This window comes from Lysinibacillus sphaericus (assembly GCF_000600105.1).
In the GTDB taxonomy this organism is placed as follows: domain Bacteria; phylum Bacillota; class Bacilli; order Bacillales_A; family Planococcaceae; genus Lysinibacillus; species Lysinibacillus sphaericus.
In genome coordinates, this window is sequence record NZ_CP006837.1 from 2,838,973 (window position 1) to 2,864,930 (window position 25,958).

30 protein-coding genes are annotated in these 25,958 nt (G+C 37.5%); 3 read left to right on the plus strand and 27 right to left on the minus strand.

Going from position 1 to position 25,958, the window contains the following annotated elements:
• Positions 1-393 precede the first annotated feature (393 nt).
• From T479_RS13550 to nusB, 14 genes are all read right to left on the minus strand, one after another.
• Positions 394-594 (minus strand): hypothetical protein, encoded by a 201-nt coding sequence (locus tag T479_RS13550; RefSeq protein WP_024361162.1) that lies wholly within the window; start codon positions 592-594, stop codon positions 394-396.
• An 82-nt stretch (positions 595-676) separates the two neighbouring features.
• Positions 677-1,054, minus strand: a complete 378-nt coding sequence (locus T479_RS13555; RefSeq protein WP_024361163.1) for a PH domain-containing protein — start codon at positions 1,052-1,054, stop codon at positions 677-679.
• A 149-nt stretch (positions 1,055-1,203) separates the two neighbouring features.
• Entirely contained in the window at positions 1,204-1,842 is a 639-nt protein-coding gene (locus T479_RS13560; protein ID WP_025219920.1) for an NAD(P)-dependent oxidoreductase, read from the minus strand.
• Between the two features lie 285 nt (positions 1,843-2,127).
• On the minus strand, positions 2,128-2,919 hold the full coding sequence (spo0A, locus tag T479_RS13565; protein ID WP_024361169.1) for a sporulation transcription factor Spo0A: 792 nt from the start codon (positions 2,917-2,919) through the stop codon (positions 2,128-2,130).
• 355 nt (positions 2,920-3,274) lie between these two features.
• The gene (locus T479_RS13570) at positions 3,275-4,222 is read right to left on the minus strand and encodes a SpoIVB peptidase S55 domain-containing protein (RefSeq protein WP_024361170.1); all 948 of its coding nucleotides are present in this window, start codon (positions 4,220-4,222) and stop codon (positions 3,275-3,277) included.
• A gap of 127 nt (positions 4,223-4,349) precedes the next feature.
• Positions 4,350-6,041: a DNA repair protein RecN gene (recN, locus tag T479_RS13575; protein WP_024361171.1), complete on the minus strand. Its 1,692-nt coding sequence runs from the start codon at positions 6,039-6,041 to the stop codon at positions 4,350-4,352.
• Positions 6,042-6,158: 117 nt separating this feature from the next.
• Complete coding sequence (ahrC, locus tag T479_RS13580) at positions 6,159-6,608, minus strand: transcriptional regulator AhrC/ArgR (RefSeq protein WP_024361172.1); 450 nt, start codon at positions 6,606-6,608, stop codon at positions 6,159-6,161.
• Positions 6,609-6,709: 101 nt separating this feature from the next.
• The gene (locus tag T479_RS13585) at positions 6,710-7,528 is read right to left on the minus strand and encodes a TlyA family RNA methyltransferase (RefSeq protein WP_025219921.1); all 819 of its coding nucleotides are present in this window, start codon (positions 7,526-7,528) and stop codon (positions 6,710-6,712) included.
• On the minus strand, positions 7,528-9,429 hold the full coding sequence (gene dxs / locus T479_RS13590; protein WP_024361174.1) for a 1-deoxy-D-xylulose-5-phosphate synthase: 1,902 nt from the start codon (positions 9,427-9,429) through the stop codon (positions 7,528-7,530). Before dxs ends, T479_RS13585 begins: the two co-directional genes overlap by 1 nt.
• 163 nt (positions 9,430-9,592) lie before the next feature.
• Positions 9,593-10,474, minus strand: a complete 882-nt coding sequence (locus tag T479_RS13595) for a polyprenyl synthetase family protein (protein WP_024361175.1) — start codon at positions 10,472-10,474, stop codon at positions 9,593-9,595.
• Between the two features lie 5 nt (positions 10,475-10,479).
• Entirely contained in the window at positions 10,480-10,713 is a 234-nt protein-coding gene (gene xseB, locus T479_RS13600) for an exodeoxyribonuclease VII small subunit (protein ID WP_024361176.1), read from the minus strand.
• A gap of 2 nt (positions 10,714-10,715) precedes the next feature.
• A complete protein-coding gene (gene xseA / locus T479_RS13605; RefSeq protein ID WP_025219922.1) occupies positions 10,716-12,068 on the minus strand; it encodes an exodeoxyribonuclease VII large subunit in 1,353 nt (450 codons plus the stop codon).
• A gap of 367 nt (positions 12,069-12,435) precedes the next feature.
• Complete coding sequence (gene folD, locus T479_RS13610; protein ID WP_024361178.1) at positions 12,436-13,299, minus strand: bifunctional methylenetetrahydrofolate dehydrogenase/methenyltetrahydrofolate cyclohydrolase FolD; 864 nt, start codon at positions 13,297-13,299, stop codon at positions 12,436-12,438.
• A gap of 34 nt (positions 13,300-13,333) precedes the next feature.
• The gene (gene nusB, locus T479_RS13615; RefSeq protein WP_024361179.1) at positions 13,334-13,714 is read right to left on the minus strand and encodes a transcription antitermination factor NusB; all 381 of its coding nucleotides are present in this window, start codon (positions 13,712-13,714) and stop codon (positions 13,334-13,336) included.
• Positions 13,715-14,042: 328 nt separating this feature from the next.
• Here nusB and T479_RS13620 point away from each other — a divergent pair, with 328 nt between their 5' ends.
• Positions 14,043-14,885: a MerR family transcriptional regulator gene (locus T479_RS13620; protein WP_024361180.1), complete on the plus strand. Its 843-nt coding sequence runs from the start codon at positions 14,043-14,045 to the stop codon at positions 14,883-14,885.
• 186 nt (positions 14,886-15,071) lie between these two features.
• The gene (locus tag T479_RS13625) at positions 15,072-16,241 is read left to right on the plus strand and encodes an MFS transporter (RefSeq protein ID WP_025219923.1); all 1,170 of its coding nucleotides are present in this window, start codon (positions 15,072-15,074) and stop codon (positions 16,239-16,241) included.
• 72 nt (positions 16,242-16,313) lie between these two features.
• Here T479_RS13625 and T479_RS13630 read toward each other — a convergent pair whose 3' ends face one another.
• Complete coding sequence (locus T479_RS13630) at positions 16,314-16,724, minus strand: Asp23/Gls24 family envelope stress response protein (RefSeq protein ID WP_024361182.1); 411 nt, start codon at positions 16,722-16,724, stop codon at positions 16,314-16,316.
• Positions 16,725-17,054: 330 nt separating this feature from the next.
• On the opposite strand from T479_RS13630, the gene T479_RS13635 reads away from it, so the two are divergent.
• Positions 17,055-17,264: a hypothetical protein gene (locus tag T479_RS13635; protein ID WP_025219924.1), complete on the plus strand. Its 210-nt coding sequence runs from the start codon at positions 17,055-17,057 to the stop codon at positions 17,262-17,264.
• Between the two features lie 120 nt (positions 17,265-17,384).
• Here T479_RS13635 and T479_RS13640 read toward each other — a convergent pair whose 3' ends face one another.
• From T479_RS13640 to T479_RS13690, 12 genes are all read right to left on the minus strand, one after another.
• Positions 17,385-18,158, minus strand: coding sequence for a class I SAM-dependent methyltransferase (locus T479_RS13640; RefSeq protein ID WP_025219925.1), 774 nt, complete (start codon positions 18,156-18,158; stop codon positions 17,385-17,387).
• 139 nt (positions 18,159-18,297) lie between these two features.
• Positions 18,298-19,659, minus strand: a complete 1,362-nt coding sequence (gene accC / locus T479_RS13645) for an acetyl-CoA carboxylase biotin carboxylase subunit (protein ID WP_024361185.1) — start codon at positions 19,657-19,659, stop codon at positions 18,298-18,300.
• A 12-nt stretch (positions 19,660-19,671) separates the two neighbouring features.
• The gene (gene accB / locus T479_RS13650) at positions 19,672-20,169 is read right to left on the minus strand and encodes an acetyl-CoA carboxylase biotin carboxyl carrier protein (RefSeq protein ID WP_025219926.1); all 498 of its coding nucleotides are present in this window, start codon (positions 20,167-20,169) and stop codon (positions 19,672-19,674) included.
• Positions 20,170-20,369: 200 nt separating this feature from the next.
• Entirely contained in the window at positions 20,370-20,930 is a 561-nt protein-coding gene (locus tag T479_RS13655) for a SpoIIIAH-like family protein (protein WP_025219927.1), read from the minus strand.
• The gene (locus T479_RS13660) at positions 20,931-21,350 is read right to left on the minus strand and encodes a SpoIIIAG-related protein (RefSeq protein WP_025219928.1); all 420 of its coding nucleotides are present in this window, start codon (positions 21,348-21,350) and stop codon (positions 20,931-20,933) included.
• Positions 21,351-21,412: 62 nt separating this feature from the next.
• Positions 21,413-21,556: a hypothetical protein gene (locus T479_RS23945; RefSeq protein ID WP_162832708.1), complete on the minus strand. Its 144-nt coding sequence runs from the start codon at positions 21,554-21,556 to the stop codon at positions 21,413-21,415.
• 1 nt (position 21,557) lies between these two features.
• Positions 21,558-22,469 (minus strand): stage III sporulation protein AE, encoded by a 912-nt coding sequence (locus T479_RS13665; RefSeq protein WP_025219929.1) that lies wholly within the window; start codon positions 22,467-22,469, stop codon positions 21,558-21,560.
• A gap of 12 nt (positions 22,470-22,481) precedes the next feature.
• Positions 22,482-22,859 (minus strand): hypothetical protein, encoded by a 378-nt coding sequence (locus tag T479_RS13670; RefSeq protein ID WP_024361190.1) that lies wholly within the window; start codon positions 22,857-22,859, stop codon positions 22,482-22,484.
• A gap of 4 nt (positions 22,860-22,863) precedes the next feature.
• Positions 22,864-23,073, minus strand: coding sequence for a hypothetical protein (locus T479_RS13675; RefSeq protein ID WP_008179863.1), 210 nt, complete (start codon positions 23,071-23,073; stop codon positions 22,864-22,866).
• A gap of 99 nt (positions 23,074-23,172) precedes the next feature.
• Entirely contained in the window at positions 23,173-24,174 is a 1,002-nt protein-coding gene (locus T479_RS13680) for an NAD(P)H-dependent flavin oxidoreductase (protein ID WP_025219930.1), read from the minus strand.
• 146 nt (positions 24,175-24,320) lie between these two features.
• A complete protein-coding gene (gene efp, locus T479_RS13685; protein WP_024361192.1) occupies positions 24,321-24,878 on the minus strand; it encodes an elongation factor P in 558 nt (185 codons plus the stop codon).
• Between the two features lie 17 nt (positions 24,879-24,895).
• A complete protein-coding gene (locus T479_RS13690) occupies positions 24,896-25,957 on the minus strand; it encodes a M24 family metallopeptidase (protein ID WP_024361193.1) in 1,062 nt (353 codons plus the stop codon).
• Between the last annotated feature and the right edge of the window lies 1 nt (position 25,958).

Sequence of the window (25,958 nt, forward strand, 5' to 3'; positions counted from 1 at the left end):
AGTATATACAATCTATTTACATTTGTTTAGAGACAATTGTCACTACTCATAAAGAAAATACCCCTACTTTATCAGTAAGCTCTGTACACAGTGCAAACCTTTTTCCTCTAAAAAATAGACGATATATACTATAAAAAAAACATGTTTTCCTTCGTTGCAATTGGAAATGTTATTATTGCATAAAAACCCAGTAAATTTTTAGGTTATTTTTATGAACACTTTGAAAAAGAAATAGCTATATTCACATAAATCCTCATTTTAATTTTTTTGCATTAGGTCTTGTCTACTAAAAAACTTCTTAAAGTAGAACATTACTGCATAAAGTACCGTTTTAACTTACTATTTATTTGCAAATTTACTTAAGTATCCTACACAAAGACTCTGGGCTTTTAGTCATTTATTATCTGTAAATAAGTCACTGCTTAATCTATCTTGAAATGCTTCAATTCTGCTATCCGTGCATAATTGTTCACGCGTTAAATAGAAAACACTGATGCTTCCATTAACGCTTAGTCGCATCTCATATAACTGCTCATTAATTTGTGTTATTTCTAATGCGTTATGATGGTCAAGTTGAAAATTTACGCTTTTCATTTATAATCCCTCCGTCCCTATTATAGTCAAAAAGGCAAAAAAACGATTAACAGCTTTAACCCTGTTAACCGCCCATTGAATACTAACCTAGCACATATTCTGCTAAAACACTTTGCACTTTATAAATGTTAGTCGATTTATTAAAATTTTTCTGTATCGGCAATTGGCTGCCTGAAACCCAAATTTTCAGCTCTGCATCCAAATCAAATGTGCCCGCCGTTTCCACTGAAAAATGCAAAATATTTTTGTAAGGAATTGAATGATATTCGGTTTTCTTACCCGTTACCCCTTGTTTATCGATTAAAATTAACCGCTTATTCGTAAAAATAAACGTATCTCTAATAATTTTATACGCATTTTGAATGGTCTCATTCGGTATTAAGATCTCTTTCATTTCTTCCTGCAATTTATCTAGATTGACTTCACTTGCATTGCCCATTAATCCATCAAATAACCCCATATCTATTTCCCTCCAATTTTTCAAGCTTTATATAGTATATATTACATTTTGTAACAATAATACCATTCATAGTTCATTAATGATAGGATACAATCCATCATTAATTTGCCACTGTACTTTGCAGAATAAATAAACTGGGGGAATTTAAATTAATTTGCAATAAACGGTGCTTTATGTACATAGTTTAAATTGTCGATTTGATGAATGATAAAAGTCGCAATATCTTGATTAGTTATTTTTGTGCCAGGCATATCCGTTAAATGTTCTTTCAAATTTCCTCTTTCTGCGCCATCTACTATAAATGGTAGTCTAATTAACGTCCATTGAATATGTGGATGATTGGTCAAAATATCCCATTCTTTCTTCTTGTCTCCCATCATATTAGAGTACATTATTTTAAACAACGCTGCCCCTATTCTATTTAACGTACTTTTGTGATCGCCTGTTATTGTTAGAGAGCCACCTGTTACACCAATGTAACGATCAATATGTAATTCAGTCATTACATCGAGTATATTTTTAGTGATACTGCTATACATCGCCTTCTCTTTGATTGGTTGACCAAAGGTATTTATAACTACTTGACAATCTTTTAGTAGCTTACGAATATCTTCTACATTTTTTACATTCCCTTTGACGATTTCAATCCTACTGTCCTTGTCTATTACTTTTTCTGGATTTCGAACTAACATGCGGACTTGATATCCTTTCGCTACCGCTTTAGAAGCAATATAACGCCCTACTTTCCCCGTTCCACCAATAAGAGCCACCTTGTAAGCATTAACCATAAAATCCCTCCAAAACTCATGATACTAGGTATACGGTCAAACGTCTGTTTAGATTCAAATTTCCAACACCATCCAACGTTCGCTTGGTCCTTTGCCGCATAATCAAGATTCATGTTCTGCTCTCAATATTCAGCAAAAAAAAACACCTCCATAAATGGGATATCCCAGAAATGAATGTGTTTATAGTTTATTTAAATATTTATCAATTAGTAATGCACTAATAGTTAGTTGGTATAATATTAAAAATCTCTCTAAATAAGTCCTGTAAGCTGTTATAACTGTTAATTAACTCGCCATCATATCAATACGAATCTTGTCCGCAATCATGGCGATGAATTCGCTATTTGTCGGCTTCGACTTTAAGTGGTGTACGGTGTAGCCAAACATCGACGAAATGGACTCGTAATTGCCACGATTCCATGCGACTTCAATGGCATGACGAATCGCACGTTCTACACGTGACGGTGTTGTATTGAATTTCTTTGCTATTTCTGGATAAAGAATTTTCGTCACAGACCCTAATAACTCGATATCTTCAAACACCATTTGTATCGCTTCCCGTAAATACGAGTAACCTTTAATATGAGCAGGTACGCCAATTTCTTTAATAATCGCTGTAATGGTACTATCAAGCTGATGCTGATTTAATTTTTGAGGAGTTGTCGGCTGTAATACACTCGCCTTTTTCGGTATAGAAGCCTTTTGGCCAGCACAATGTAATATTTTTTGGACAAGCTGGTCGAATTCAAATGGTTTTAGCATAAAGTACGATGCTCCTAAATCCACTGCCTGTTTCATTACATCTTCTTGACCAAATGCTGTGAGCATAATGACTTGTATCGAAGACATACGATCATTTTGATACATCGCTTCCAATACTGCTAATCCATCTAGATGAGGCATAATTATATCCAGTAATAAAATATCAGGTGTGTATTCTTCAAGCATTTGAAGACATACTTTCCCATTCGAGGCCGTTGCAATTATTTCAATTTCGGGATGTCCTTGAAAATAATGCTCCATTGTTTTTAATAATTCTCGATTATCATCTGCTATCGCCACTTTTACCTTTGTCATTTCCATTCCTCCTTCTGGACTTTGCTTTGACTGTTCAAAGCATAAAACCGTTACCCCTAATGTCTTTTTGACACACTGTGGAATTTTCGACATTTTTGGGTTAAAAACCTTTTCAATTTCCAAAAATGAGTATGTAGTCCGATACTTTCTTTTTTTCTCGACAAGTTACGATACTTAACAGCAAATTGTCGAATACACTTATCACTTATTTTAGTGAAAAAATGCTGATAAAACTACACTTTTTTTTAAGTATCGCTAAAGTGTTCACAAAAACCATGAAATACTTGGGGAAAGAGCTAAAATATACTATTTTACCCATGAAAGAACGGAGCTACCAGAGGCAGCTCCATCCAATTCATGAAGATTTTCTTAACATTTCTGCCACTGTAATAGCAGCCCCTTTTTTCGGTTCCTCAACAAACATATGTGTGACAGCACCAACGAAACGACCATCTTGTATGATGGGACTACCACTCATACCTTGTAAAATGCCACCTGTTTTTTCAATAAGCTTTTCGTCAGAAACGATAAATTCAAGCCGTTCATTTTCAACTTTTGTAATTTCAATGGAAAATGTTTCGACTTTACTTCCTTCAATAGCTGTATAAATTTCAGCCTTCCCCAATTTTATATCTTTTGCATGCATAATTTCGATGGCTTTGGGCAATCTTTGTTGATAGCTATCTTCCCATCGGCCAAAAATTCCATAAACCGTATTTTTATCAATACTCCCTAATCGTTCCTGATGTTTTTCAATGGAGGAAATTTTATAGCCGGGTTGACCAGGTAGGCTTTTACGGATTTGATGAATGGATGCTAAGAAAATGGAGCCTGCTCGGAAGACAGGTGCTTCTTGGAGAGTTGAGTCGACAATCTGGTGGCCTAATGCTCCGTAATTTAATGTCTCTGGATCAATGTATGTCAATGTCCCTACTCCATCTGTTTCATCCTTTAAAAAAGAGATGACATGTTCTGCTTCTTGCTTTTGTAAGTCAACTGTTAATGCTTTACCTTCACTTTTTATCGTCCATTTTTGTTGCCCATGGCGAGCAATGGCTTGCTTGGCATCAGCAAGTGTTTTTACCGTTGTATCATTTATTTTTTCGATAACGGCGCCTCCTTTCATCCACTGATTGGAAGCTAATAACACATCATGCGCAACAAAGACATGTGATAATTGAAGCTGAATTCCAATTGCTTCACCCATCGGTATTAATTTTTTGGCCGCAAAAGCCTGAATGGGCATAAATAACAAAACGATGAGCATAGGCAAAATGACAAATTGACGCCAACGACGATTCATACGACACCTCCTTTTGAATTTTGTCTTTATACTATGTGTTGTTGTGCGGTTCTTATAAGCGGTAAATATTTGTGCAAAATGAAAAAAACCCAGAAACATTGGATTGCCTCTGGATTTTCTTATTAATTTAGCGCATTTGTTTTTTTCGTTCGTTTGCCATCTTTAACAATTCTGTCGCATGCTGTAAAGTTAAATCGGTAATTTCTGCACCTGACATCATTCTGCTCACTTCTTCAATACGAGCATCTGTATCGATTTCTGCTAAAGAAGTAAATGTCCGATCATGTTCAACCTCTTTTTTAATGAAGTAATGATGGTCAGCCATCGCCGCCACTTGAGGTAAATGCGAAATACACAAAACTTGAGAATTAACAGAAATGGCTGCAATTTTTTCAGCGATTGCTTGCGCTACACGACCGCTTACGCCAGTATCCACTTCGTCAAAAATAATGGATGTTACACCATTGGAAGAAGAAAAAATCGTTTTTAATGCTAACATCATACGCGACAATTCCCCACCTGAAGCAATTTTCGGTAAAGATTTCGGTGGTTCCCCGACATTCGTTGAAATATAAAAGATCACTTGGTCTTTACCATTGACATCAAAGTAAGGTAAAGCATCAAAATTTACAATAAACTTTGCTTTTTCCATATGTAATTCACGTAGCTCTGCCATAATAGCCTCGCTTAAATCATTGGCTGCTGCTTTTCGAACATGCGAAAGTTTTTCAGCAAATTCACTTAATACTACTTCCATTTCAAGTACTTTTCGTTCTTTTAATTGCAATATTTCATCACGATTCAAAAGCTCACTAAGCTCTGTTTTAATCTTCTCATAATAGGCGAGCATTTCTTCAACAGTGGAGCCATATTTGCGCTTTAAGTTTTGGAAAAGTGCCAAGCGTTGCTCCACTTCATTTAATCGCGCAGGATCAAATTCTAACTCATCTAATACATTTTTTACCTGATAGGCGGCATCCTGTAAAGCGTAAAAAGCAGTTGTTACCGACTCAGATGCCTCTTTAAACTGTTCATCGATGACCGCCGCATCATCTAATGCGCCCATCGCTGTACCGATCCAGTCAAGCCCTTTTGTCTCCCCCTGAATTGCTTCATAGGCAGCACTCGAGCGTTCGAAAATTTTATTAAAATTCATTAGACGACGACGTTCATCTAACAGCTCATCTTCTTCACCAAGCTTTAAATTTGCATCTTCCAATTCTTTCATTTGGAATTGGTACAAATCAATGCGTTGCGCCATTAACTGCTCATCAATAGAAATGGTGGCTAATTCTTTTTTTAATGCCCGATATTCGTTATATTGAATACTATATTGTTCAAGAATCGGTGATAGTTGCTCTTCTGCAAATTGATCCAATAAATGAATATGTTGTTTTTCATCCATTAGTTCTTGATTTTCATGCTGACCATGTATATCAATTAAACTTGCACCAATATCTCGTAAAACCGATAAAGGGACCAATTTGCCATTTACCCGACAAACACTTTTACCAGAGTCATTTAAATCGCGGCGTAAAATAATAGAATCTTCTTCTATTTCAATGCCTGCTTCCTCCAATTTCTTATATACAGGATGTGCAGTGCTTGAAATTTGAAACAACCCGCCTAACTCTGCTTTTTTAGCACCATGACGAATAAATTCTGAATTGCCTCTACCACCAGCAAGTAAATGTACCGCATCAATAATAATGGATTTCCCAGCACCAGTTTCTCCTGTTAGTACAGTTAAACCATCCGAAAAACTAACCGTTAAATCCTCGATGATGGCAAAATTTCGAATACTAAGCTCTCTTAACACAAATTGTCACCTCTGAATTAAATTCAACTGCTATTATTCTCGTGCTATCAGATGCAAAATGACCGCTTTTTTTAAAACAGGCAAGCAACTGTTAACCTTTGGATTTTTGTTTCTCTCTTATAGCATGTCCAATAAGCGATTTTTTGTATTTTCTCGCTCGGCTTCATCGCGACAAATAATTAAAATAGTATCATCCCCTGAAATCGTACCTAAAATTTCAGGCCAATCTAAATGATCCAGTAATGACGCAATAGCATTTGCATTACCTGGGAGTGCTTTCATTACTAAGAAATGCGATGCTCCGTCAATGCTCACAAAAGCATCCGCTAATGCACGATGTAATTTTTGTACTGGATTGAATCGTTGGTCTGCGGGTAAGCTATATTTATAGCGTCCATCCTGCAAAGGTACTTTTACTAAGTGCAGTTCTTTAATATCACGTGAGACCGTTGCTTGTGTCACATTATAGCCTGCATCCTTTAAAAAATCGACTAAATCATCTTGTGTTTCAATTTCATGATTTGCAATAATATCACGAATCCGTATATGTCTTTGCCCTTTATTCATATCGTTCACCTCTTATAAATAGTTAAATATTTGTATAATTACACTACCATTTTCAGCATAAAAGCACAAGAAAAAACACGGCTCTACTTAATGAGCACGTGTTATTTTAGTGCACTATGCGCTTCTTCAACGAGTGCATTAAAAGCTGTATATGGTGGAATACTTTCATCCCCTATAGGATTCACTAAATGGAATAAAAATTCAATATTCCCCTCACCGCCAGTAATCGGCGAAAAAGAAGCATCCTTCACAACAAAGCCGACTTCCGTTGCCATAGCAGCGGTTTTTTCTAGAACATAGAGATGGACTTTTTTATCACGGACGATACCCTTTTTACCAACATTCTCTTTACCTGCTTCAAACTGTGGTTTAACAAGTGCCATGACATCCCCACCTGGCATTAAAACCGTTTTTAGTACCGGTAAAATCAATGATAGTGAAATAAAGCTCACATCGATTGTAGCAAACTCTGGTAAACCTTCCGTTAAATCTGCCGCTGTTGTATAGCGGAAATTCGTTTTTTCCATAACTGTTACACGTTCATCTGAACGAATTTTCCACGCAAGCTGATTGGAGCCAACATCTAAGGCATAACAATGTCGCGCACCATTTTGTAATGCACAATCTGTAAAACCACCTGTAGAGGAGCCGATATCAAGCATCAGCTTCCCCTCTACAGACATATCAAAAATTTGCAATGCTTTTTCTAGTTTCAAGCCACCACGGCTCACATATTTTAAATCTGACCCTTTTACTTGCAGCGGTGCATCGATTGCAATTTTTTCTCCTGCTTTGTCGATGCGTATTTCATTAGAAAAGACAAGACCCGCCATAATGGACCGTTTTGCCTTCTCGCGCGTCTCACAGAGCCCACGCTCTACAAGTAAAATGTCTACACGTTCTTTCGGTTGTTTTGTCATTATTTGTTCAAACCTACTTGCTGTTTTTGTTGTAGTAACACTTGCATACGTGCTACTGTATCTTCTGCTGTCATATGGATTTCCGCTAGCAGTTGGTCTACGTTTCCATGCTCAATAAATTGATCTGGAATACCCATTCGATCAATGATTGCAGTGAAATAACTATGGTCGTGTGCAAATTCCAAGACGCCACTACCAAAGCCCCCCTGTAATACCGCTTCTTCAATCGTTAGCACTGGTTTATTGCTAGTAAATATACGATGCAGCATGTCTTCATCCATCGGCTTAATAAAGCGAGCATTCACCACTTCAATTTCTACGCCTTGTTGCGCGAGCATATGCGCTGCTTCCATTGCCATTGGAATAGTTGTGCCGAATGTTAATATCGTCGCATCTTTCCCCTCACGTAGCACTTCCCAACTACCTATTGGTAAAGCCATAAGCTCCTCATCGAGTGGGACGCCTATCCCATTTCCACGTGGATAACGAAGGGCAATCGGTCCGCCGTTATAATCAATGGCTGTTTTCACCATATGTTGACCTTCATTCTCATCCTTTGGCATCATGATCGTCATATTGGGAATGTGGCGAAGGAATGCTATATCAAATACACCTTGGTGTGTTTCACCATCTGCACCAACTAAGCCAGCACGATCAATTCCAATGAAAACGTTTAAATTTGGACGCGCAATATCATGTAGAACTTGGTCATATGCACGCTGTAAAAACGTTGAATAAATCGCTAAAAATGGCTTCATTTTTTGAGTAGCAAGACCTGCAGCCATCGTTGCGGCATGTTGTTCAGCTATGCCGACATCAAAAAAGCGTTTAGGAAAGTCTTTTTGAATCCCTTGCAATTTTGAGCCAACAGGCATCGCTGGCGTAATCGTCACAATGCGTTCATCTTCATGTGCAATTTTACGAACAGTTTCAGCGATTAAACTACTCCACGCAGGACCTTTTGTTTCAGATTTAACAAAGGCACCGGTCTCCATTTTATATGGCCCTGTCCCATGCCAATTCCCGATTGTATCGTCTTCTGCTGGTTTGTAGCCTTTTCCTTTTTTCGTAATGACATGCACAAGCACTGGGCCTTTTACTTTTTTAGCATAGGATAAAGTCGTTTCAAGCGCCTCAAAGTCGTGACCATCAATTGGCCCTAAATATTTAAAGCCTAATTCCTCAAAGAAGACACCAGAAACGACTAGATATTTCAAACTGTCTTTCAAGCGTTCAGCAGTTGAAGCTAGCTTCCCACCTAAAACCGGAATTTTATTAATTAACGATTCTAATTCTTCTTTGGCTTTTGAATATTCTTTGGCAGTTCGTAAGCGACCTAATACGTTGTGTAATGCGCCAACATTCGGTGCTATGGACATTTCGTTGTCATTTAAGATGACAATCATATTAGTTTTTGCATGCCCTATATGATTTAATGCCTCAAGCGCCATACCGCCAGTTAAAGCTCCGTCCCCAATAATCGGTACGACGAAGTTTTTTTCGTTTTTAATATCACGTGCTGCTGCCATACCCATGGCTGCTGACAACGATGTCGAGCTATGACCCGTTTCCCATTCATCATGTTCACTCTCCACAAGCTTTGGAAAACCACAAAGCCCTTTGAACTGACGTAAAGTGTCAAATTGACTCGCACGACCTGTCAAAATTTTATGCACGTAAGCTTGGTGGCCAACATCCCATAAAAACTTATCTTTTGGACTGTCAAACATTTTATGAAGCATAATTGTCAGCTCCACAACACCCAGGTTCGGTCCGATATGACCACCTGTGACAGAACATTTTTCAATTAAGAAAGTTCGAATTTCTTTTGCAAGTTGTTCAAGCTCTCTCTTATCTAAGTTTTTTAAAAAGGATGGACTAGAAATCTTGTTTAAATCCACCTTTCTCACACACCTTTTCAATAAATTATTCACCGCAATCGTGTTTCCACCATTATAACAGTGTTATCCATATGCTAAAAGTACGAACACTTATTGTTTGCCTCTTGGCAAACGTCCTCACCTATTCTAGCATATTCTTTCCCTTTAACGCCCATTTTTTCTCTTAGTTTTTACGATGAACAATATAGGCCGCAAACTCACGCAGTAAGCTGACATCTACTTGTAAGTTATCCAGTGCTGCAATAGCTAGCTGATAATGGTCAGCAAGTTTTTCTTTGGCTCCAGCTAACGTTAGTAATGCAGGATATGTGCTTTTATCGCTCGCTACATCCTTCCCTGCTGTTTTGCCTAATTCCTCTGTTGTGCCTTCAATATCTAAAATGTCGTCTTGGATTTGGAATGCCAGCCCAATATGATGCGCATATTCTTTTAAAGTAGCACGGTCTTCTTGAGAAGCATTGGCTAATACTGCACCCGATTCAATACTAAATCGTAAAAGTGCACCTGTTTTATTGACATGTACATGTTCTAGTTCCGTTAGGCTTAGTTGACGTTGCTCACCTTCCATATCGAGCACTTGACCGCCAACCATCCCTTCAGCACCTGCTGCTACGCTTAGAAGATTGACAAGTTCTATTCGTTGCTCCGCTGAAAGATCCATGCGCGCTAAAATGCCAAACGCTAGCGTATTTAACGCATCGCCTGCAAGTGTTGCAAGGGCATCACCAAACACTTTATGGTTAGTTGGTTTGCCACGACGGAAATCATCGTTATCCATGCTCGGTAAATCATCGTGAATTAAAGAATACGTATGAATCATTTCAATAACAGCACCGACTGTAAGCCCTGCTTTTAGGTCTTTACCGTAGATTTCTAAAACTGCTAATACAAACAGTGGGCGAATACGTTTGCCTCCTGCCTTTAATGAATATAGCATCGACTCTTTTAAATGAGCTGGTGCGTCAATTTTCTCAACAAGTGCAAACATCTCAGCCTCTACTTGTGGTGTGTTGCTCTGAATAAAATGTTTTAATTGTTCGTTCATTTTAACTAGTTCTCTCCCTTTAGCGGATCAAATACTGTTGTTTCGCCTGTTTCTTGAACAATTGAAATTAACTGTTCCTCGGCATGCTGTAGTTTACTATGGCAAAACTGTGAAAGCTCCATGCCCTGCTTATATAAATCAATAGCATTTTCTAATGGCACATCACCCTGCTCTAATTGGCGGACTATTTCTTCAAGTGCCGTCATTGCTTCTGCGAATGTTTGTTGTTTCTTCGCCATTGCTATTCCTCCTTACTATTTGGCAAGACATTTGTCACTTCGGCTATTACTTTCCCATCGTGGAAGGCCAATGTTAGTTGATCTTGCCGCTTTAAGTCAGTAGACGATTTCAACACTTTGTCATCTTTATATGCGACTGTGAATCCTCTTGTTAAAATAGCAAGCGGATTTAATGCTTCGAGTGTTCTTACCGATGCCTCAAATTGTTGTTTTTGCTTTGTTACGTAATGTGTTGCAGAACGTGTTAGCTGTTGAATGCGCTGTTCTAATTCCCTTTGATGAAAAACGAGCGCTTTTTTTGGTGATTGCTGCTCTACTGCGCTATGCAATTTTTGAAGTTGTGCTTCTTTTTTCATCAAATCTACTTGCATCGCTTTTTGTAAAGTTGTTTCAAGCTGCGCTAACCGTTCGGTAAACGGACGATACAATCTTTCTGGCATCGATAAAGGATAGGACTGTTGTAGCTTATTTAGACGTTGTCGCTCCGTTATAAGTTGCGCCCTCACGATTTGGTGAAGCTGCGATTTTTGAGTCAACACTCGTTGATACAATTCTTGCTGGTCAGGAACTGCCATTTCAGCAGCAGCAGTCGGCGTCGGTGCACGTAAATCTGCTACATAATCGGCAATCGTCGTATCCGTTTCGTGCCCTACTGCGCTAATAATTGGAATCCGACTATCAAAAATAGCACGTGCTACAGCTTCCTCATTAAACGCCCATAAATCTTCAATTGATCCTCCACCCCGTCCTACTAACAAGACGTCACAAACAGCATCTTGATTAGCGCGTTCAATATTGTGTACGATGCTTGGTGCTGCTTGTGCCCCTTGTACAAGGGTCGGATAAATGAGAATTTCAGCAAGCGGATACCGTCGCTTTAAGGTTGTACAAATATCTCGAATCGCGGCTCCAGTAGTGGATGTTAAAACACCTATTTTTTCAGGAAACTTTGGAATTGGCTGTTTCCATTCTGGTTTAAAAAGCCCTTCTTTTTGAAGCTGTTCTTTCAGTTGATTAAAAGCAACAAACAGGCTTCCGATTCCATCTGGTTGCATTTCCTGCACATATAATTGATATGTACCATAGCCTTCGTAAACGTTTACATCTCCTCGGATAAATACTTGCATACCCTCTTTAGGCTCGAATGCTAATTTTGTTGCTGCAGTTTTAAACATCGTAGCTGCAATCCGTGCGCCATCATCCTTTAACGTAAAGTAAATATGCCCAGATTGGTGTACTTTAACATTCGATAATTCCCCTTTGACATAAACTTCGCGAAGATGTGGATCTGCATCGAATTTTCGTTTAATATATTTCGTTAACGCTTTTACAGTTAAATAAGAAGCTGATGACATTATTTTCGGCTCCTTTACTAAAATCAAGTTTTTCACAAAACTACACTTATCATAACATTTTTTGTCGCGCCTGACGTGTAAAAATACAGTTTCACGAGAAAAAACGTCTGTCTTTCATCCTATTTTAAAACATTACTGTAACATATTTATTCCAAACTTGGCTCGGATGAAAGTGGCTACTATGTGTCCTTTTTAGTGGCGATTCAAACTAGTTTAGTGGCGTTCTCTTTTAATGATGTGGCGTTTTACACAGATTTAGTGGCGATTCTTGCAATATTTTATCCGCACACGATGTACTTGCAAAAAGAGAGCCACCTCAAAAGTAATGAGATGGCTCTCTAAGCATACGAAATTCTATTGTAAGTAATTACTTCATTTTATTCGCAAGCTTTGTTTCTGCCGCTTGCACTGTGTTGAAGAGTAACATCGTGATTGTCATCGGGCCGACACCGCCTGGAACTGGTGTAATGTGAGATGCGATACCGTCAACCTCTGCAAAGTTTACGTCGCCGCATAGCTTGTTGTTTTCATCGCGGTTAATGCCGACATCAATAACAACAGCACCTTCTTTCACATGCTCTTTTGTAATAAAGTTCGCACGTCCTACAGCTGCAATTAAAATATCCGCTTGTTTTGTGAATGAAGGTAAATCTGGTGTTTTTGAATGCGTGTATGTCACCGTCGCATCTTTTTGTAGCAATAGTTGTCCCATTGGTTTCCCTACAATATGACTTCTACCTACAATGACTGCATGTTTTCCAGCGATTTCAATTCCTGAATATTCAAGAAGCTTCATCACGCCAAACGGAGTACATGGTAAAAATGTTTCCTGGCCAAGCATCATTTTCCCAACGCTAACTGGCGAGAAGCCATCTACGTCTTTTTCAACAGCGATTGTCGCAATAACTGTGTCCTCATCAATATGTTTAGGCAGTGGTAATTGTACTAAAATCCCGTGAATATCTTCACGATTATTTAATAATTCAATTTGCACTAACAGCTCTTCTTGTGTCGTTTCCTCTGGCAGTTTAATTAACTCTGAAAACATCCCAATTGCTTCACAAGATTTTTGCTTATTTCTCACATATGTAGCTGAAGCTTGGTTGTCCCCAACTAGAACAACCGCTAAGCCTGGAATTAAACCTTGCTCCTTTAAACGAGCTACTCGCTCGGCTACTGAACTACGAATTTCTTGACCAATCTCTTTACCATTAATAATTGCACTTGACATAAACCTTAGTTACTCCTTCCAATTCAACACATTTTTATTGTTCTGTAAATTTAGAAAGTACGCCATTAACAAATTTTGACGATTTATCGTCTCCAAATGTTTTGCATAACTCGATTGCTTCATTAAGTACTACTCTTTTTGGTGTTTCTTGCATGTATAAAAGCTCGTATACAGCTAGTCGTAAAACTGTTCTCTCAATTTTTGGCAGACGGGCAAGTGACCACTTTTCTAGATGCTGCGTTAATGCCGCATCAATTTCCTCTAAATGTTCAGCTGTTCCATTTACAATCTTTTCGTAGAAAGCATTTGTCGGTTGACCTTTAATATGTGCTTTTGCTTCTTCGACTGTAAGATCTGTATTGTCTAGCTGAAACAAAACTTGCAACGCTTTTTCACGTGCTTCATGTCGTTTCATGTAAAGCTCTCCTTCTTAAGTGGCATTAAGATTTATAATAGCATAAATTCGTACGAGAAACACGGATTCAAGCAAGTTTTCAATAATCTGAAACCTTTTTCAAGCAACTTTCTACTTATTTTAAGTTCTAATTTCTTGAAATGTTAAAAATGTAGTGCTACCTTATTTTTAATTTGTGGACCTTCTTACAATATATAACGGAAACTTTTTATAATAGGATGCAATCTTATCGAGCCATTTCTTTGCTGAATGCTATAATAAAAAAATACACTTTCTTTAGCGAGAGTTTGACACAAACGCAACATTTTTTACTAGTGGAGGAAAACAGATGAAAGAACATTATTATACAATCGGGGAAGTTGCAAAATTAGCAAACCTTTCTGTGCAGACCCTTCGTTACTACGACCAAATTGACTTGTTTAAGCCTGCTTATACTGATTCCGCTAGCAATTACCGCTATTATAAAGACAGTCAGATTTTTTACTTAGATATCATTAAGTCACTAAAATATATCGGGACATCACTTGAAGACATTAAAAAGGCGCTTATGCTAACGCCTGAAGAGCTGCTTGTTTTTTTAGAACAACAAGAACAACGGTTGGAAGAAAAAATTTCACGTCTGAATGAAGTAAGATACACGCTGTTGAAAACAAAAAAGCAAATGCAAGAGCAAATTGACATCCCCATCTTCGGCGAAGTTTACACGCGTTTTGAAGAAGAAATGCCAATATTACAAGTGACTACGACTGAACTGACACCCACTTCTAGCACCAATACATACTACAGCATTTTAACAAAAATTATCGAGAATGAAGGAAGTGTCTTAAATAGTCGCTATGGATGTATTTATCCGCTCGCTCATTACAAAGATGTAAATGACATTTTTTATGATGCGATTTTCACTCCACTATTAACGGAACGTAGATTTTCTAAACTGACAACGAATATGAAACAAACCATTGTACCAGCAGGTAAGTATGCTTGCATTGCTTTTATTTATCACCCCGATACGTATTTTTCCTTTTACGAAAAACTTAAAAAGTATGTAGATGCGCAACAAACAGCATTTGAATCCACCGTTTACGAATTATATATGCCAGCAACCTTAACTGATGAGCAGGAAAAGAAGTTTATTGTAGAATTAAAAATCAGACAAAGTACGACGCTTTAATCACCTTCCTCATTTAAGTAAGAATAATTCTAGTGCATTGCATAACTATGCCGTTTTACTTCCACACTAAAAAAATAAAAACAAATCTTTTGACCCTATAGTAACTATAGGGTTTATTGTATTAGATGGAAAATATTCTAGTAGATTATGAATCTCGTGTATCGTGAACTGTTGAAGGAGAGAAAAATGAACAAGAAACAAGCTATAACATTAACTATTTTATTAGCCAATCTCTTTATCGCCTTTTTAGGAATAGGTTTGGTTATCCCGGTATTACCAACTATTATGAACGAGCTTAATATTACAGGCTCTGTCGTTGGCTATATGGTGGCAGCATTTGCCATAACACAACTGATTGTATCGCCAATTGCAGGGAAACTGGTGGACCGTATTGGCCGAAAAATCATGATTGTTGTTGGTCTATTTATTTTTGGCCTTTCAGAGCTATTATTTGGGATGGGCCGTTCCATTGAAATTTTATTTTTATCGCGCATGCTTGGTGGTGTAAGTGCTGCTTTTATTATGCCCGCAGTAACAGCATTTATTGCTGATATTACAACAATGGCGCAACGTCCGAAAGCACTTGGCTATATGAGTGCAGCTATTAGTACTGGCTTTATTATAGGACCAGGGCTCGGTGGATTTTTAGCAGAATACGGTACACGTTTACCTTTCTTCGCTGCCGGTGTTCTCGGTTTCGTAGCAGCGTTATTATCGCTCACATTTTTAAAAGAACCGACACGTGCTACGGATGATACAGAAGCCGCATCTTCTATTTTCAGCAGTGCGAAACGAATTTTTAGCCCTTTGTATTTCATTGCATTTGTGCTTATTTTTGTCCTTTCATTTGGTCTTGCAGCATTCGAATCACTCTTTAGTTTATTCGTTGATCATAAATTTGCATTTACACCATCTGATATTGCTATTATCATTACCGGTAGTGGTATTATTGGTGCCATTGCCCAATTACTATTGTTTGACTGGCTTACGAAGAAAATGGGCGAGATTAATGTTATTCGATACTCCCTCATTCTGTCTGCCACGCTGACTTTTGCCATGACAATCGTTAATCATTATTTCGCAATATTATTTGTGACATTCTTTATTTTTGTCGGCTTCGATTTAATTCGTCCTGCTGTTACGTCCTATTTATCAAAAATCGCAGGAAATGAGCAGGGCTTTGTTGGGGGCATGAACTCTATGTTTACAAGTCTCGGAAATATATTCGGACCAATTATTGGGGGAATATTATTCGACATTGACTTAAATTATCCATATTACTTTGCTACCATCGTGTTAGTTTTCGGCGTAATACTTGCACTGTTCTGGAAGAAACCAAAAGATATCGCGCTATAAAACCTTTTAACCAATTTAAAAAGGAGTTGCCTTCTATGGTGAAATATCACCAAGATGGCAGCTCCTCTTTTTTTATTCTGGTACTACTGTTTCCTCTTTTTCGAAGTGAATACCTGTAATATGGACATTCACCTCTGCTGTTTCAAGTGCAGTCATATTTAAAATTGCTTGGCGAATTTGCGTTTGTACATCCTTTGCCACTTTCGGAATTGAATAGCCATATTTTACAGAACAAAATACATCAATGGTAATTTTTCCATGTTCTGTTACACCAGATTTTATGCCCTTATTGTGTACTTTCTTACCGAAGCGTTCAACGACGCCAGTTGCTATATTACCACGCGTTGCTGCGATACCCTCTACCTCGTTTACTGCGATTCCAGCTACAATTTCAATTACTTCTGCAGCTACTTCAATTTTCCCAAGCTCTTCTTTACCAGAAGGTGTTGGTTGTACGAAAGATTGTCCTACTTTCTCTGCCATACAAATATCATCCTTTCCCTTACACATCGCAAGCAAATGCTGTTGTTATGCTTATTATACTATAAAAAGGAAGGTTTGGCTTAGAAAAGACGTTTTCATTTTTTTACATACAAGTAATCCTAGAATTTTCTTCCTCATTGATTAGACATTGAAAGTTAATCGCCGGCTTCTACTTTGCTTTCAATGGGCTTTTTATTGTTGACTGCTAATAACACAAGTTTTATCACTATCGATATCTTAACGATTCTATCTACACCTTACACTACCTTCGTGCTACAATTACTTTACGATAGAAAAATATTCCAGATGTTTTATGGTGGGGGATTGAAGATGGATAATGAAACAATTGAGAAAAACGAACTTTATGGTTATAAAACCTACAATATTTTTGCTTATATCATCGGTTTATTATTATCACCATTATTAGGGGTTGTTATGGGCATAGTAGGCGTCAAACAACGTAAGAAATATGCATGGAGTATTATTATTGTTTCAATTGTAGGTGGGTTGTTGAATTTTTTCTTAGTTAGTAATCTATAAAATTTTTTACGCTTGTAATGATGAACTTGCGTTATTGGTTATCCTTATACGCAAGTTCTTTTTGATAGTTCTTCCGTTCTGTCATTGCAATAGCGTGTCTATAAAAAACCTTCAAACTTTTCAGTTGCTTATTTTTTTACAAACATAGATTAACTCGTAACTGTCATTCGTAGCAACGGTTTCTTTCCAGTCCTGAAATACATCTACAATTTCAAAACCGTTGTACAATAAAATTCGTTCCATTTCTTTTGGATATACATATCTTAAGCTTATCTTTGTGCTCTTTTCATCCACCATTTGACCTTCACTATTTTTATACTTTCTAATTGTTGTATAGTGTTGGATTTGACTTAAAGCATCATAATGACTAATTGTATAGACATCAACAATATGAAGCGAATCGCGATCAGTATACGTTCTCCAATATTCTTCCGTACTTGGTTGAAGTAATTCCTCTGCGCTAGGAAACCTCGTACCAAAAATGAAGATGCCTCCCATTTCCAAATGTTTATTCACTGAAGAAAGTAAACTATCTTGCGCATTGTTCGTCAAAAAATGTTGAAATGAATTCCCAACTGAATAAATGAAATGACTTTTCGTTGGTAATTGCAATTTTGTACAATCTTGTTCCACCCATTCAATCGGCAAATCAAAATCCGCTGATTTTTTCTTTGCTTCATTTAACATACCTTTATGGATGTCTACTCCTATCATTTGATAACCATTTTTAGAAAGTGGAATCGTCAGTCTCCCCGTTCCACAAGCTAAGTCAATGATTGTTCCTTGTGTAGTTGACGCCCACTTTAACAAAAAGGGCAATTCTGCCAAATAGCTCTCATTTTCTATGTCATATAAAATCGGGTCATCGTATTCTTCAAAATTATACATAACCATATCTTCTCCTCTCTTTTCAATTTATTTACAATGTTAACATAAAACAAAAATAGATATCTACTAAATAAAAAACCTTCTGACTACTAAAAGCCAGAAGGTTTAAGAAATAGATATTCGATTCTATTCCATCGTTTGTTAATTATTTCTTACTTGTTCCTAATACGTCATTTTCTTCCAAGAATTTCGTGTTGAATTTCGCAGATTTGAAGACGTCGTTGTTCATTAATGCTTGGTGGAATGGGATTGTCGTATTGATACCAGGACCAGCTACTTCAAATTCACCTAGCGCACGATTCATTTTCGCAATTGCTTCTTCACGCGTATCCGCATGAACAATCAGTTTTGCTACCATTGAATCGTAATATGGAGGAATTGTGTAACCTGCATATACAGCAGAGTCAATACGTACACCATAGCCACCTGGTGTTACATAAGTATCTACAGTACCAGCTGATGGCATAAAGTTTTTGTATGCATTCTCTGCGTTAATGCGGCATTCAATTGCCCAACCATTTAATTTAATATCATCTTGTGTGAATGGAAGTTTCTCACCTGATGCAATTTTTAATTGTTGTTGAACAAGATCGACACCAGAAATCATTTCTGTTACAGGGTGTTCTACTTGGATACGTGTATTCATTTCCATGAAGTAGAACTTGTCCTCTTGATAGTCATAGATGAACTCGATTGTACCAGCACCTTCATAGTTACATGCTTGAGCTGCTTTCACCGCTGCTGCACCCATTTCTGCACGGCGTTCAGAAGATAGAGCAGGAGATGGAGCTTCCTCTACTAATTTCTGCATACGACGTTGAACAGTACAGTCACGTTCGCCTAAATGTACGACATTACCGTACCCATCAGCTAACACTTGAATTTCACAGTGACGGAAGTATTCAATGAATTTTTCTAAATATACGCCAGGGTTACCGAATGCTGCAGCAGCCTCTTTTTGCGTAATATCAATACCTTTTACAAGGTCTTCTTCTGTACGTGCTACACGGATACCTTTACCGCCACCACCAGCAGTTGCTTTAATGATAACTGGGTAACCAATTTTCGCAGCCCATTCTTTACCTGTTTCGATATCTGGAACAATACCAGTACCTGGTACAAGTGGAACGCCTGCTGCTTCCATTGTTGTACGAGCAACGTCTTTAATCCCCATAATTTTGATGGAATCAGATGAAGGACCAATGAATTTAATGCCCGCATTTTCACATGCTTCAGCGAAATCAGCATTTTCAGAAACGAAACCGTAACCTGGGTGGATACCGTCTGCTCCTGTTTTTTCTGCTACGCTTAACAATGCTGGGAAGCTTAGATAAGAATCTTTAGATAGCTTCGGACCGATGCAATATGCTTCGTCTGCTAACTTCACATGTAATGCATCTGCGTCTGCTTCAGAATATACAGCAACCGATTTGATGCCTAATTCTTTACAGGCACGAATAATACGAACAGCGATTTCGCCGCGGTTTGCGATTAAAACTTTTTTCATGGTTTGCACTCCTTACTCAGCTTTTACAAGGAATAATGGTTGACCGTATTCTACTAAATCGCCATCTTTGGCAAGTACTTCAACGATTTCACCTTTAACTTCAGCTTCGATTTCGTTGAAAAGCTTCATCGCTTCTACGATACAAACGATTGTTTCATCGCCTACTTTGTCGCCAACTTTTACGTATGCTGGTGAATCTGGGTTTGGAGCTGCATAGAACGTACCAACCATTGGTGATACAATTTTATGTAACGATGGGTCGTTGCTTGCAGGTGCTGCTGCTGGAGCTGCTGGTGCTTCTTCAACTTTCGCTGGAGCTGCTGGTGCTACTGGTGCAGTTTGTTGTACAACAGGGGCTGTTTCTTGTTTTTTAGGTGCTACTGTTTCAGTTACGACAACACCATTCTTTTTTAATTTAACCTTTGCGCCATCTACTTCATAAACGAACTCGTCGATTGAAGAAGAATCTACTAATTTGATAATTTCACGAATTTCTTGAATTTTGAACATTTCTAACTCTCCTTATGAAATAAAATCTACTACAATCACTATTCTATATTTTTTTCAAACAATTTGAAACACTAAAATGAAAATTAAGTAAATATAAACAAAATAAAAGGCTTTCTTTTACTAAACGAAAGCCTTTTCATTATGCTGATATATAACAATGATTAATTAATAAACAGAATATTCCTTTTTTTCTTTATTATTTAATAGTTATTTGCACTGAATTTAACTTGAACGTCATTTGCGCCTTCCCACTCTGTTTTTACTAAATAAATAATTTCATTTGCTTGTGATTTTGATAATTCTTCTGCCATAACCGTTACGGAAACTTTTTCACCTTCCGCTCTAACAAACGCATCATTATAGCCTAAAGACTTAATCAACATTTCAAGCATCGCTTCAGCCGATTCCTGTTTAATCAAGCCATCGATTTCATTGAAAGCCTCATTTTTTTCTTCAGCTGTATATTCTTCAGACGCAATTTTTTGCGTTAATTGTTCACGTAATTGGCTTCTTTCATCATTTACTTGCATACGCATTTCTTCAAATAAATGACTTGGAGACAATACTTCTTGTGTGGCATCTTGCTTACTAGTAGCCTCCTGATCTGTAACACCCGTAATTGCTGTTTGTTGTAATGTATCATCTGTAAAAATCGTTAAGCCATTAAACTGTTTTGCAGGATCCACCAAATAATAAACTGAAATGACTGCTACAAGACTTAATAATGTCATAAACCAAACTGTTCTTCTACGTACGCGCATTTACTTTTCCTCCTTATTTTCCATTGGAACAATAATAATTCGATGAATAGGTAATTGCATCACTTGACTAACGACCGCACGAATTTCATTTTTTACAAATATATCTGATGCTCCTTCTGAAACAATTAGCATTCCTGTTACATCTTTCGTACCTTGGTCAGTCCCTCGAAAATACTGGCTAAATAGTTTATTTTCATCCTTGGCATCTGTCATCTCTCCGTAATAAAAATATACTTTAACCTCCCCAACACCTTGCATTGCCTTAAGCGTTTGCTCAAGTTTTTCTTCACTCGTATTCGGTGTTACTCGCTCATTTGATGAATTCGTTTGATACATAGGTAACACGATGAAAATTCCCACGGAGGCAGCAATCAACATTAAGACGATAAATGACGTTGTTTTTTTTCGTGCCTTTTCCACATCACTTGTACATTGCCTCCTTTCATCTTCTCTTTTTCAAGTGTATGTACGCTTGTTTCCTCCTATGAATTGATAAATGGAATCTTTAATAGCAATTGCAAAAATACTAACGTAATGACAAGTTTTGTTAGTGAAATTATTTGTTTATCATCCGTCAGAAATACGAAAAATTGACAAATAAAGAGCAATGCCAATAAAAGAATCAATCTATCTCCCCCCTGCCAGCACTTGCACGAAAACAATAAGGAAAAAACAAGAAAACATAAATGAAAAAGCAATTAGAAATGATACTGCACATAATGTAAAGAGAGATTTACTAACATGATCAAGTAATTTACATATATCATCAAAAGCAATTGGTTCTAAAATAGCGGCTAATAGTTTTAATGAATACGCACTAACCACAAGCTGGACTGTCGGAATAAACGATACAGTTATCACGGCAATAAAAGCACTTATACTACTAATTGAAGTAGAAAATTGGGTCATATGCTGAAACATTGAAAAACTATCTACGATAAAAGAACCGACTACTGGAATATTTTCTTCTATTAACTTTTTCACTGGCTCTGCAACAGCCTTATTGACACTAAATGCAGCAACACCACTTGCCGACATTAAAATGATGTAGCAAATAACAGACGCAGAAACAATACTCATAATAGTAAAACGAATTAATTCTGCAATTCTTGTAAAAGATATTTCTTTGACAATGACACTGCATACATCAAAGACAATAGCAAAGAGTACACCTGGGATAAGCCATTTACTACTAATGATCGTTAAGACTTGTACAAAAAAAAGCAAAAAAGGCTGCCAAGAAGCAATTGCAGTAATACTACTGGATAGCAAAAAACTAGAAGTAAGAATTGGATAAAAGGCTGTGAATATATGAGAAAGTCCTTGTGCAATTTCATCAATAAGTTGAAATGAGTTGACGACTACTGGTCCAATCGTGGCTAATACAATAAGAAAAAAAAGGATTCTTGTCCCTTTTTCAAATTCTGGTAAAAGCATGTTGACAATTAATGTAATGATGACATAGCCACACAATATGAGCGTCATCTTGAGCAAGAGAAAAAATGGATCGACGAAAAACGAAAGTAGTTGCTCCTGCACTGGCTTCGCCCCTTAGTTTAACCTTTGTAAAATAGATGACACCCCCTGTAAAACAACCACAAATTCTTTAAACCAATACAGTAAAATAACAATTTTAACTGCATCGAAAACGATACTACCTAAAACTTTATAGCTATGCTCCACTAATAACATCGACACCCATTGCCCTACATAAAAAAGACTAGCACTCATTACAATGGCTTTTGCATAAGGCAAAAATGAAAGCATATCGAGAATTTGTTTGACGAAAGGCAATAGGAGTGTCGTAAACAAAAAACTGAACAGCAAAAACGAAAACATTACACTAATTAGCGCGTGGAGTGGCTGTATGACTTCTTTTATAAGCAACAATAAAAGCAGCATGACAACAGCAACAATGACAATTTCCATTTACTTACCCAGATGAGGTTAACCACTGGAAGAATGTTAAAATTTCAGTGAAAAATAGACGTAAAAATCGGAGCAATTCTGCTGTCATATATAAGTAGGCAATAAAAAATAAGAAAAATGAAAATTCTTTCTTCCCTGTTTGATCAAAGAAAACATGAAGAAGCGCTACTACTAGTCCCACTCCAGCGACTCTTAATACGTCTTGTAATTCCATTCATACGCCCCCTCGTGTACAGCAATATATGTCGCACTCCAAAAAAAAAGAACAGTGCCAGTCACTCAAACAATTTAGAATTGTTTGAGTGACTGGCACCTATACTAATTTTTCAATAATACTTTTCACTGTACCGGGTTGCACTAAGTGACTGTTTTCCCCCATCCACATCGATAAATACTGTGGATTGCCTTGTGCTGCACTTTCCTTACGAATAGTGGAGGTTAAATGATGTTGCAATGGATACGGTGCTACAACAGCATCCTTCATATGTTCTGTAAAATGATTGGTTAAGCCACGCGCTGCTTTACCAGTGAAAGCATACGTAATCGTCGTCTGTTGTGGCTTCGACTGCAAGATAGCCTTTTTATACAGTGGTGATATTTCACATTCATCAGCTACTAATAATGCAGTACCTATTTGTACTGCCTGTGCACCACCCGCTAGTGCGCGCTGCACATCTTCATGAGAAACAATGCCCCCTGCAACAATAATTGGGATTGTTATGTTGCCTACTACTTGTTGCAGTAAATCTTCACGGGCAATTAATTGCATGGGGTTCGTAAATGAGCCCCGATGCCCTCCTGCCTCACCACCTTGTAAAACAACCGCATCCATAGCTGATTGCTCAACTTGAATGGCTTCTTCTAGCGTAGTAGCTGTCCCGATCACATAAATATTTTTATCCTTTAAACGTTGAATAACTTCTGGAGATGGTATACCAAATGTAAACGAGCACACAGCTACTTGCTCATCAAGAACTGCTTGCAATTGCCCCTCAAAAACTTCGTTTGACATCACACTTTGCACTGGTGATAATCCGAGCTCATCATAGTAAGGCTGTAGCGCCATACGTGCTTTTTGGAGAACATCTATATCAATGCGTGGCTCTTCTTGCACAAATAAATTTACGGCAAATGGCTTTTGCGTAAGCTTTTTTACTTCCTGAATAAAATTCCTTGTCTGCTCACCATCTAAATAGCCCGCTCCAATTGAGCCTAGTATCCCAACTTCCGCACAGGCAGCAACAAATTTTGGTGTAGTAACCCCCGCCATCGGTGCTTGAATAATTGGATAGTGCATTTCAAATTTTTTTAACATTGCATTCACTCCTTACTTTTATTGTAAACCTTATTTCTCTTTCCGACCTCCTTCTATTTTTACATATTTTTGTACTTTACTCGATATATGTATTAAAAAAAAGTAAAAACCTACCCTTTTGAAAGAGTAGGTTTACTAAATATTACTTATGCACGTGATACGTAAGATGCTTCAGTAGTGTTAATCACTAACTTGTCACCTTGGTTCACGAAGAATGGAACTTGCACGATAAGACCAGTTTCAAGTGTAGCAGGTTTTGTACCGCCTGAAGCAGTATCACCTTTAATACCTGGTTCTGTTTCAGTTACTTCTAATTCAACCGTGTTTGGTAATTCTACACCTAGCATTTCACCTTGGTAAGATTGAATGTGTACTTCCATATTTTCTTTTAGGAATTTCAATTCATATTCAATGGCAGCTGAAGCAAGTTCAGTTTGCTCATATGACTCTAAATCCATAAATACATGCTCATCACCTTGAGCATATAAATATTGCATTTTACGATTATCAATTTGTGCTTTCTCTACTTTTTCACCAGCACGGAATGTTTTTTCATTCACAGAACCGTTACGAAGGTTACGTAATTTAGAACGTACGAATGCAGCACCTTTACCTGGTTTAACGTGTTGGAAATCTAACACGCGATATAATTGGCCATCAACAATAATTGTTAGACCTGTACGGAAATCGTTTACTGAAATCATTTGTGTTCCTCCATTGTTTATAAGATAATAAGTTCTTTTGTCGAATGTGTTAGTAGTTCATTACCTGATTCAGTGATCAAAATATCGTCTTCGATACGAACACCACCGACTCCCGGTACATAAACACCTGGTTCAATCGTCACGGCCATTCCCGGCTCTAAAACCGTATTTGATCGTTTCGATAGGCCAGGGCCTTCATGTACTTCAAGACCAATCCCATGCCCTAATGAATGACCAAATGCCTCACCATAGCCTTTTTCTGTTAAATAGTCACGTGCAATGGCATCTGCTTGAATACCTGTTAAGCCAGGACCAACTTTTTCAAGTGCTAAAAGTTGTGACGCAAGGACTGTATTGTACATTTCTACTAATTTTTCAGATGGCTCACCAACTGCCACCGTACGTGTTATATCCGAAATATAGCCATTGTATAGCGCACCAAAATCAAGTGTGACAAAGTCGCCTTTTTCAATAACTTTATTTGTTGCAACACCATGTGGTAGTGCCGAGCGAAGACCAGACGCTACAATTGTATCAAAAGAGGACTGTGTTGCTCCTTGTTGTCGCATGAAAAATTCTAATTCATTCGAAACGTCAAGCTCTGTTTTACCTGGCTTGATGTAGTCTAAAATATGTGTAAATGCGTGGTCAGCAATTTCACACGCAACCTTAATAATATTAATCTCTTGTGCAGTCTTAATCAAGCGAATTTTTTCAATTAATCCAGAAACGGGCACTAAATCAGCTTGAATTACATTTTTATACAACTCATATGTACCATAGCTGACAGAATCTTTCTCAAAGCCCAATAATTTAATACCCATCGCTTTAACTTGTGTCGCAATTTCTTCTAGGAGTGTTGCTTCATGTTGCACAATTCGGTAATCCTTAATTTGTGCAGTTGCTTGCTCTGTATAGCGGAAGTCTGTAATAAACACAGCATCATTTTGGGACACAATCGCTACGCCAGCCGTACCAGTAAAACCTGTCATATAGCGGCGATTATACTCGTTCGTAATTAAAATGCCATCGATGTTTTGTTCTTGAAGTATTTTACGAAGCTTTTGTAATTTCAACATA

Bases quoted from the DNA above. Each gene is read 5' to 3' on its own strand.
- T479_RS13560 (WP_025219920.1), bottom strand. From the start codon at position 1,842: ATGGTTAATGCTTACAAGGTGGCTCTTATTGGTGGAACGGGGAAAGTA.
- nusB (WP_024361179.1), bottom strand. From the start codon at position 13,714: ATGAAACGACATGAAGCACGTGAAAAAGCGTTGCAAGTTTTGTTTCAG.
- T479_RS13555 (WP_024361163.1), bottom strand. From the start codon at position 1,054: ATGGGGTTATTTGATGGATTAATGGGCAATGCAAGTGAAGTCAATCTA.
- T479_RS13675 (WP_008179863.1), bottom strand. From the start codon at position 23,073: ATGGAATTACAAGACGTATTAAGAGTCGCTGGAGTGGGACTAGTAGTA.
- xseA (WP_025219922.1), bottom strand. From the start codon at position 12,068: ATGTCATCAGCTTCTTATTTAACTGTAAAAGCGTTAACGAAATATATT.
- folD (WP_024361178.1), bottom strand. From the start codon at position 13,299: ATGTCAAGTGCAATTATTAATGGTAAAGAGATTGGTCAAGAAATTCGT.
- T479_RS13680 (WP_025219930.1), bottom strand. From the start codon at position 24,174: ATGTTAAAAAAATTTGAAATGCACTATCCAATTATTCAAGCACCGATG.
- T479_RS13585 (WP_025219921.1), bottom strand. From the start codon at position 7,528: ATGACAAAACAACCGAAAGAACGTGTAGACATTTTACTTGTAGAGCGT.
- xseB (WP_024361176.1), bottom strand. From the start codon at position 10,713: ATGGCGAAGAAACAACAAACATTCGCAGAAGCAATGACGGCACTTGAA.
- T479_RS13550 (WP_024361162.1), bottom strand. From the start codon at position 594: ATGAAAAGCGTAAATTTTCAACTTGACCATCATAACGCATTAGAAATA.
- efp (WP_024361192.1), bottom strand. From the start codon at position 24,878: ATGATTTCAGTAAACGATTTCCGTACAGGTCTAACAATTATTGTTGAT.
- T479_RS13620 (WP_024361180.1), top strand. From the start codon at position 14,043: ATGAAAGAACATTATTATACAATCGGGGAAGTTGCAAAATTAGCAAAC.
- accC (WP_024361185.1), bottom strand. From the start codon at position 19,659: ATGAAAAAAGTTTTAATCGCAAACCGCGGCGAAATCGCTGTTCGTATT.
- T479_RS13690 (WP_024361193.1), bottom strand. From the start codon at position 25,957: ATGTTGAAATTACAAAAGCTTCGTAAAATACTTCAAGAACAAAACATC.
- T479_RS13655 (WP_025219927.1), bottom strand. From the start codon at position 20,930: ATGCGCGTACGTAGAAGAACAGTTTGGTTTATGACATTATTAAGTCTT.
- spo0A (WP_024361169.1), bottom strand. From the start codon at position 2,919: ATGACAAAGGTAAAAGTGGCGATAGCAGATGATAATCGAGAATTATTA.
- T479_RS13635 (WP_025219924.1), top strand. From the start codon at position 17,055: ATGGATAATGAAACAATTGAGAAAAACGAACTTTATGGTTATAAAACC.
- accB (WP_025219926.1), bottom strand. From the start codon at position 20,169: ATGTTCAAAATTCAAGAAATTCGTGAAATTATCAAATTAGTAGATTCT.
- T479_RS13625 (WP_025219923.1), top strand. From the start codon at position 15,072: ATGAACAAGAAACAAGCTATAACATTAACTATTTTATTAGCCAATCTC.
- ahrC (WP_024361172.1), bottom strand. From the start codon at position 6,608: ATGAATAAAGGGCAAAGACATATACGGATTCGTGATATTATTGCAAAT.
- T479_RS13570 (WP_024361170.1), bottom strand. From the start codon at position 4,222: ATGAATCGTCGTTGGCGTCAATTTGTCATTTTGCCTATGCTCATCGTT.
- T479_RS13640 (WP_025219925.1), bottom strand. From the start codon at position 18,158: ATGGTTATGTATAATTTTGAAGAATACGATGACCCGATTTTATATGAC.
- T479_RS13670 (WP_024361190.1), bottom strand. From the start codon at position 22,859: ATGGAAATTGTCATTGTTGCTGTTGTCATGCTGCTTTTATTGTTGCTT.
- T479_RS13630 (WP_024361182.1), bottom strand. From the start codon at position 16,724: ATGGCAGAGAAAGTAGGACAATCTTTCGTACAACCAACACCTTCTGGT.
- T479_RS13595 (WP_024361175.1), bottom strand. From the start codon at position 10,474: ATGAACGAACAATTAAAACATTTTATTCAGAGCAACACACCACAAGTA.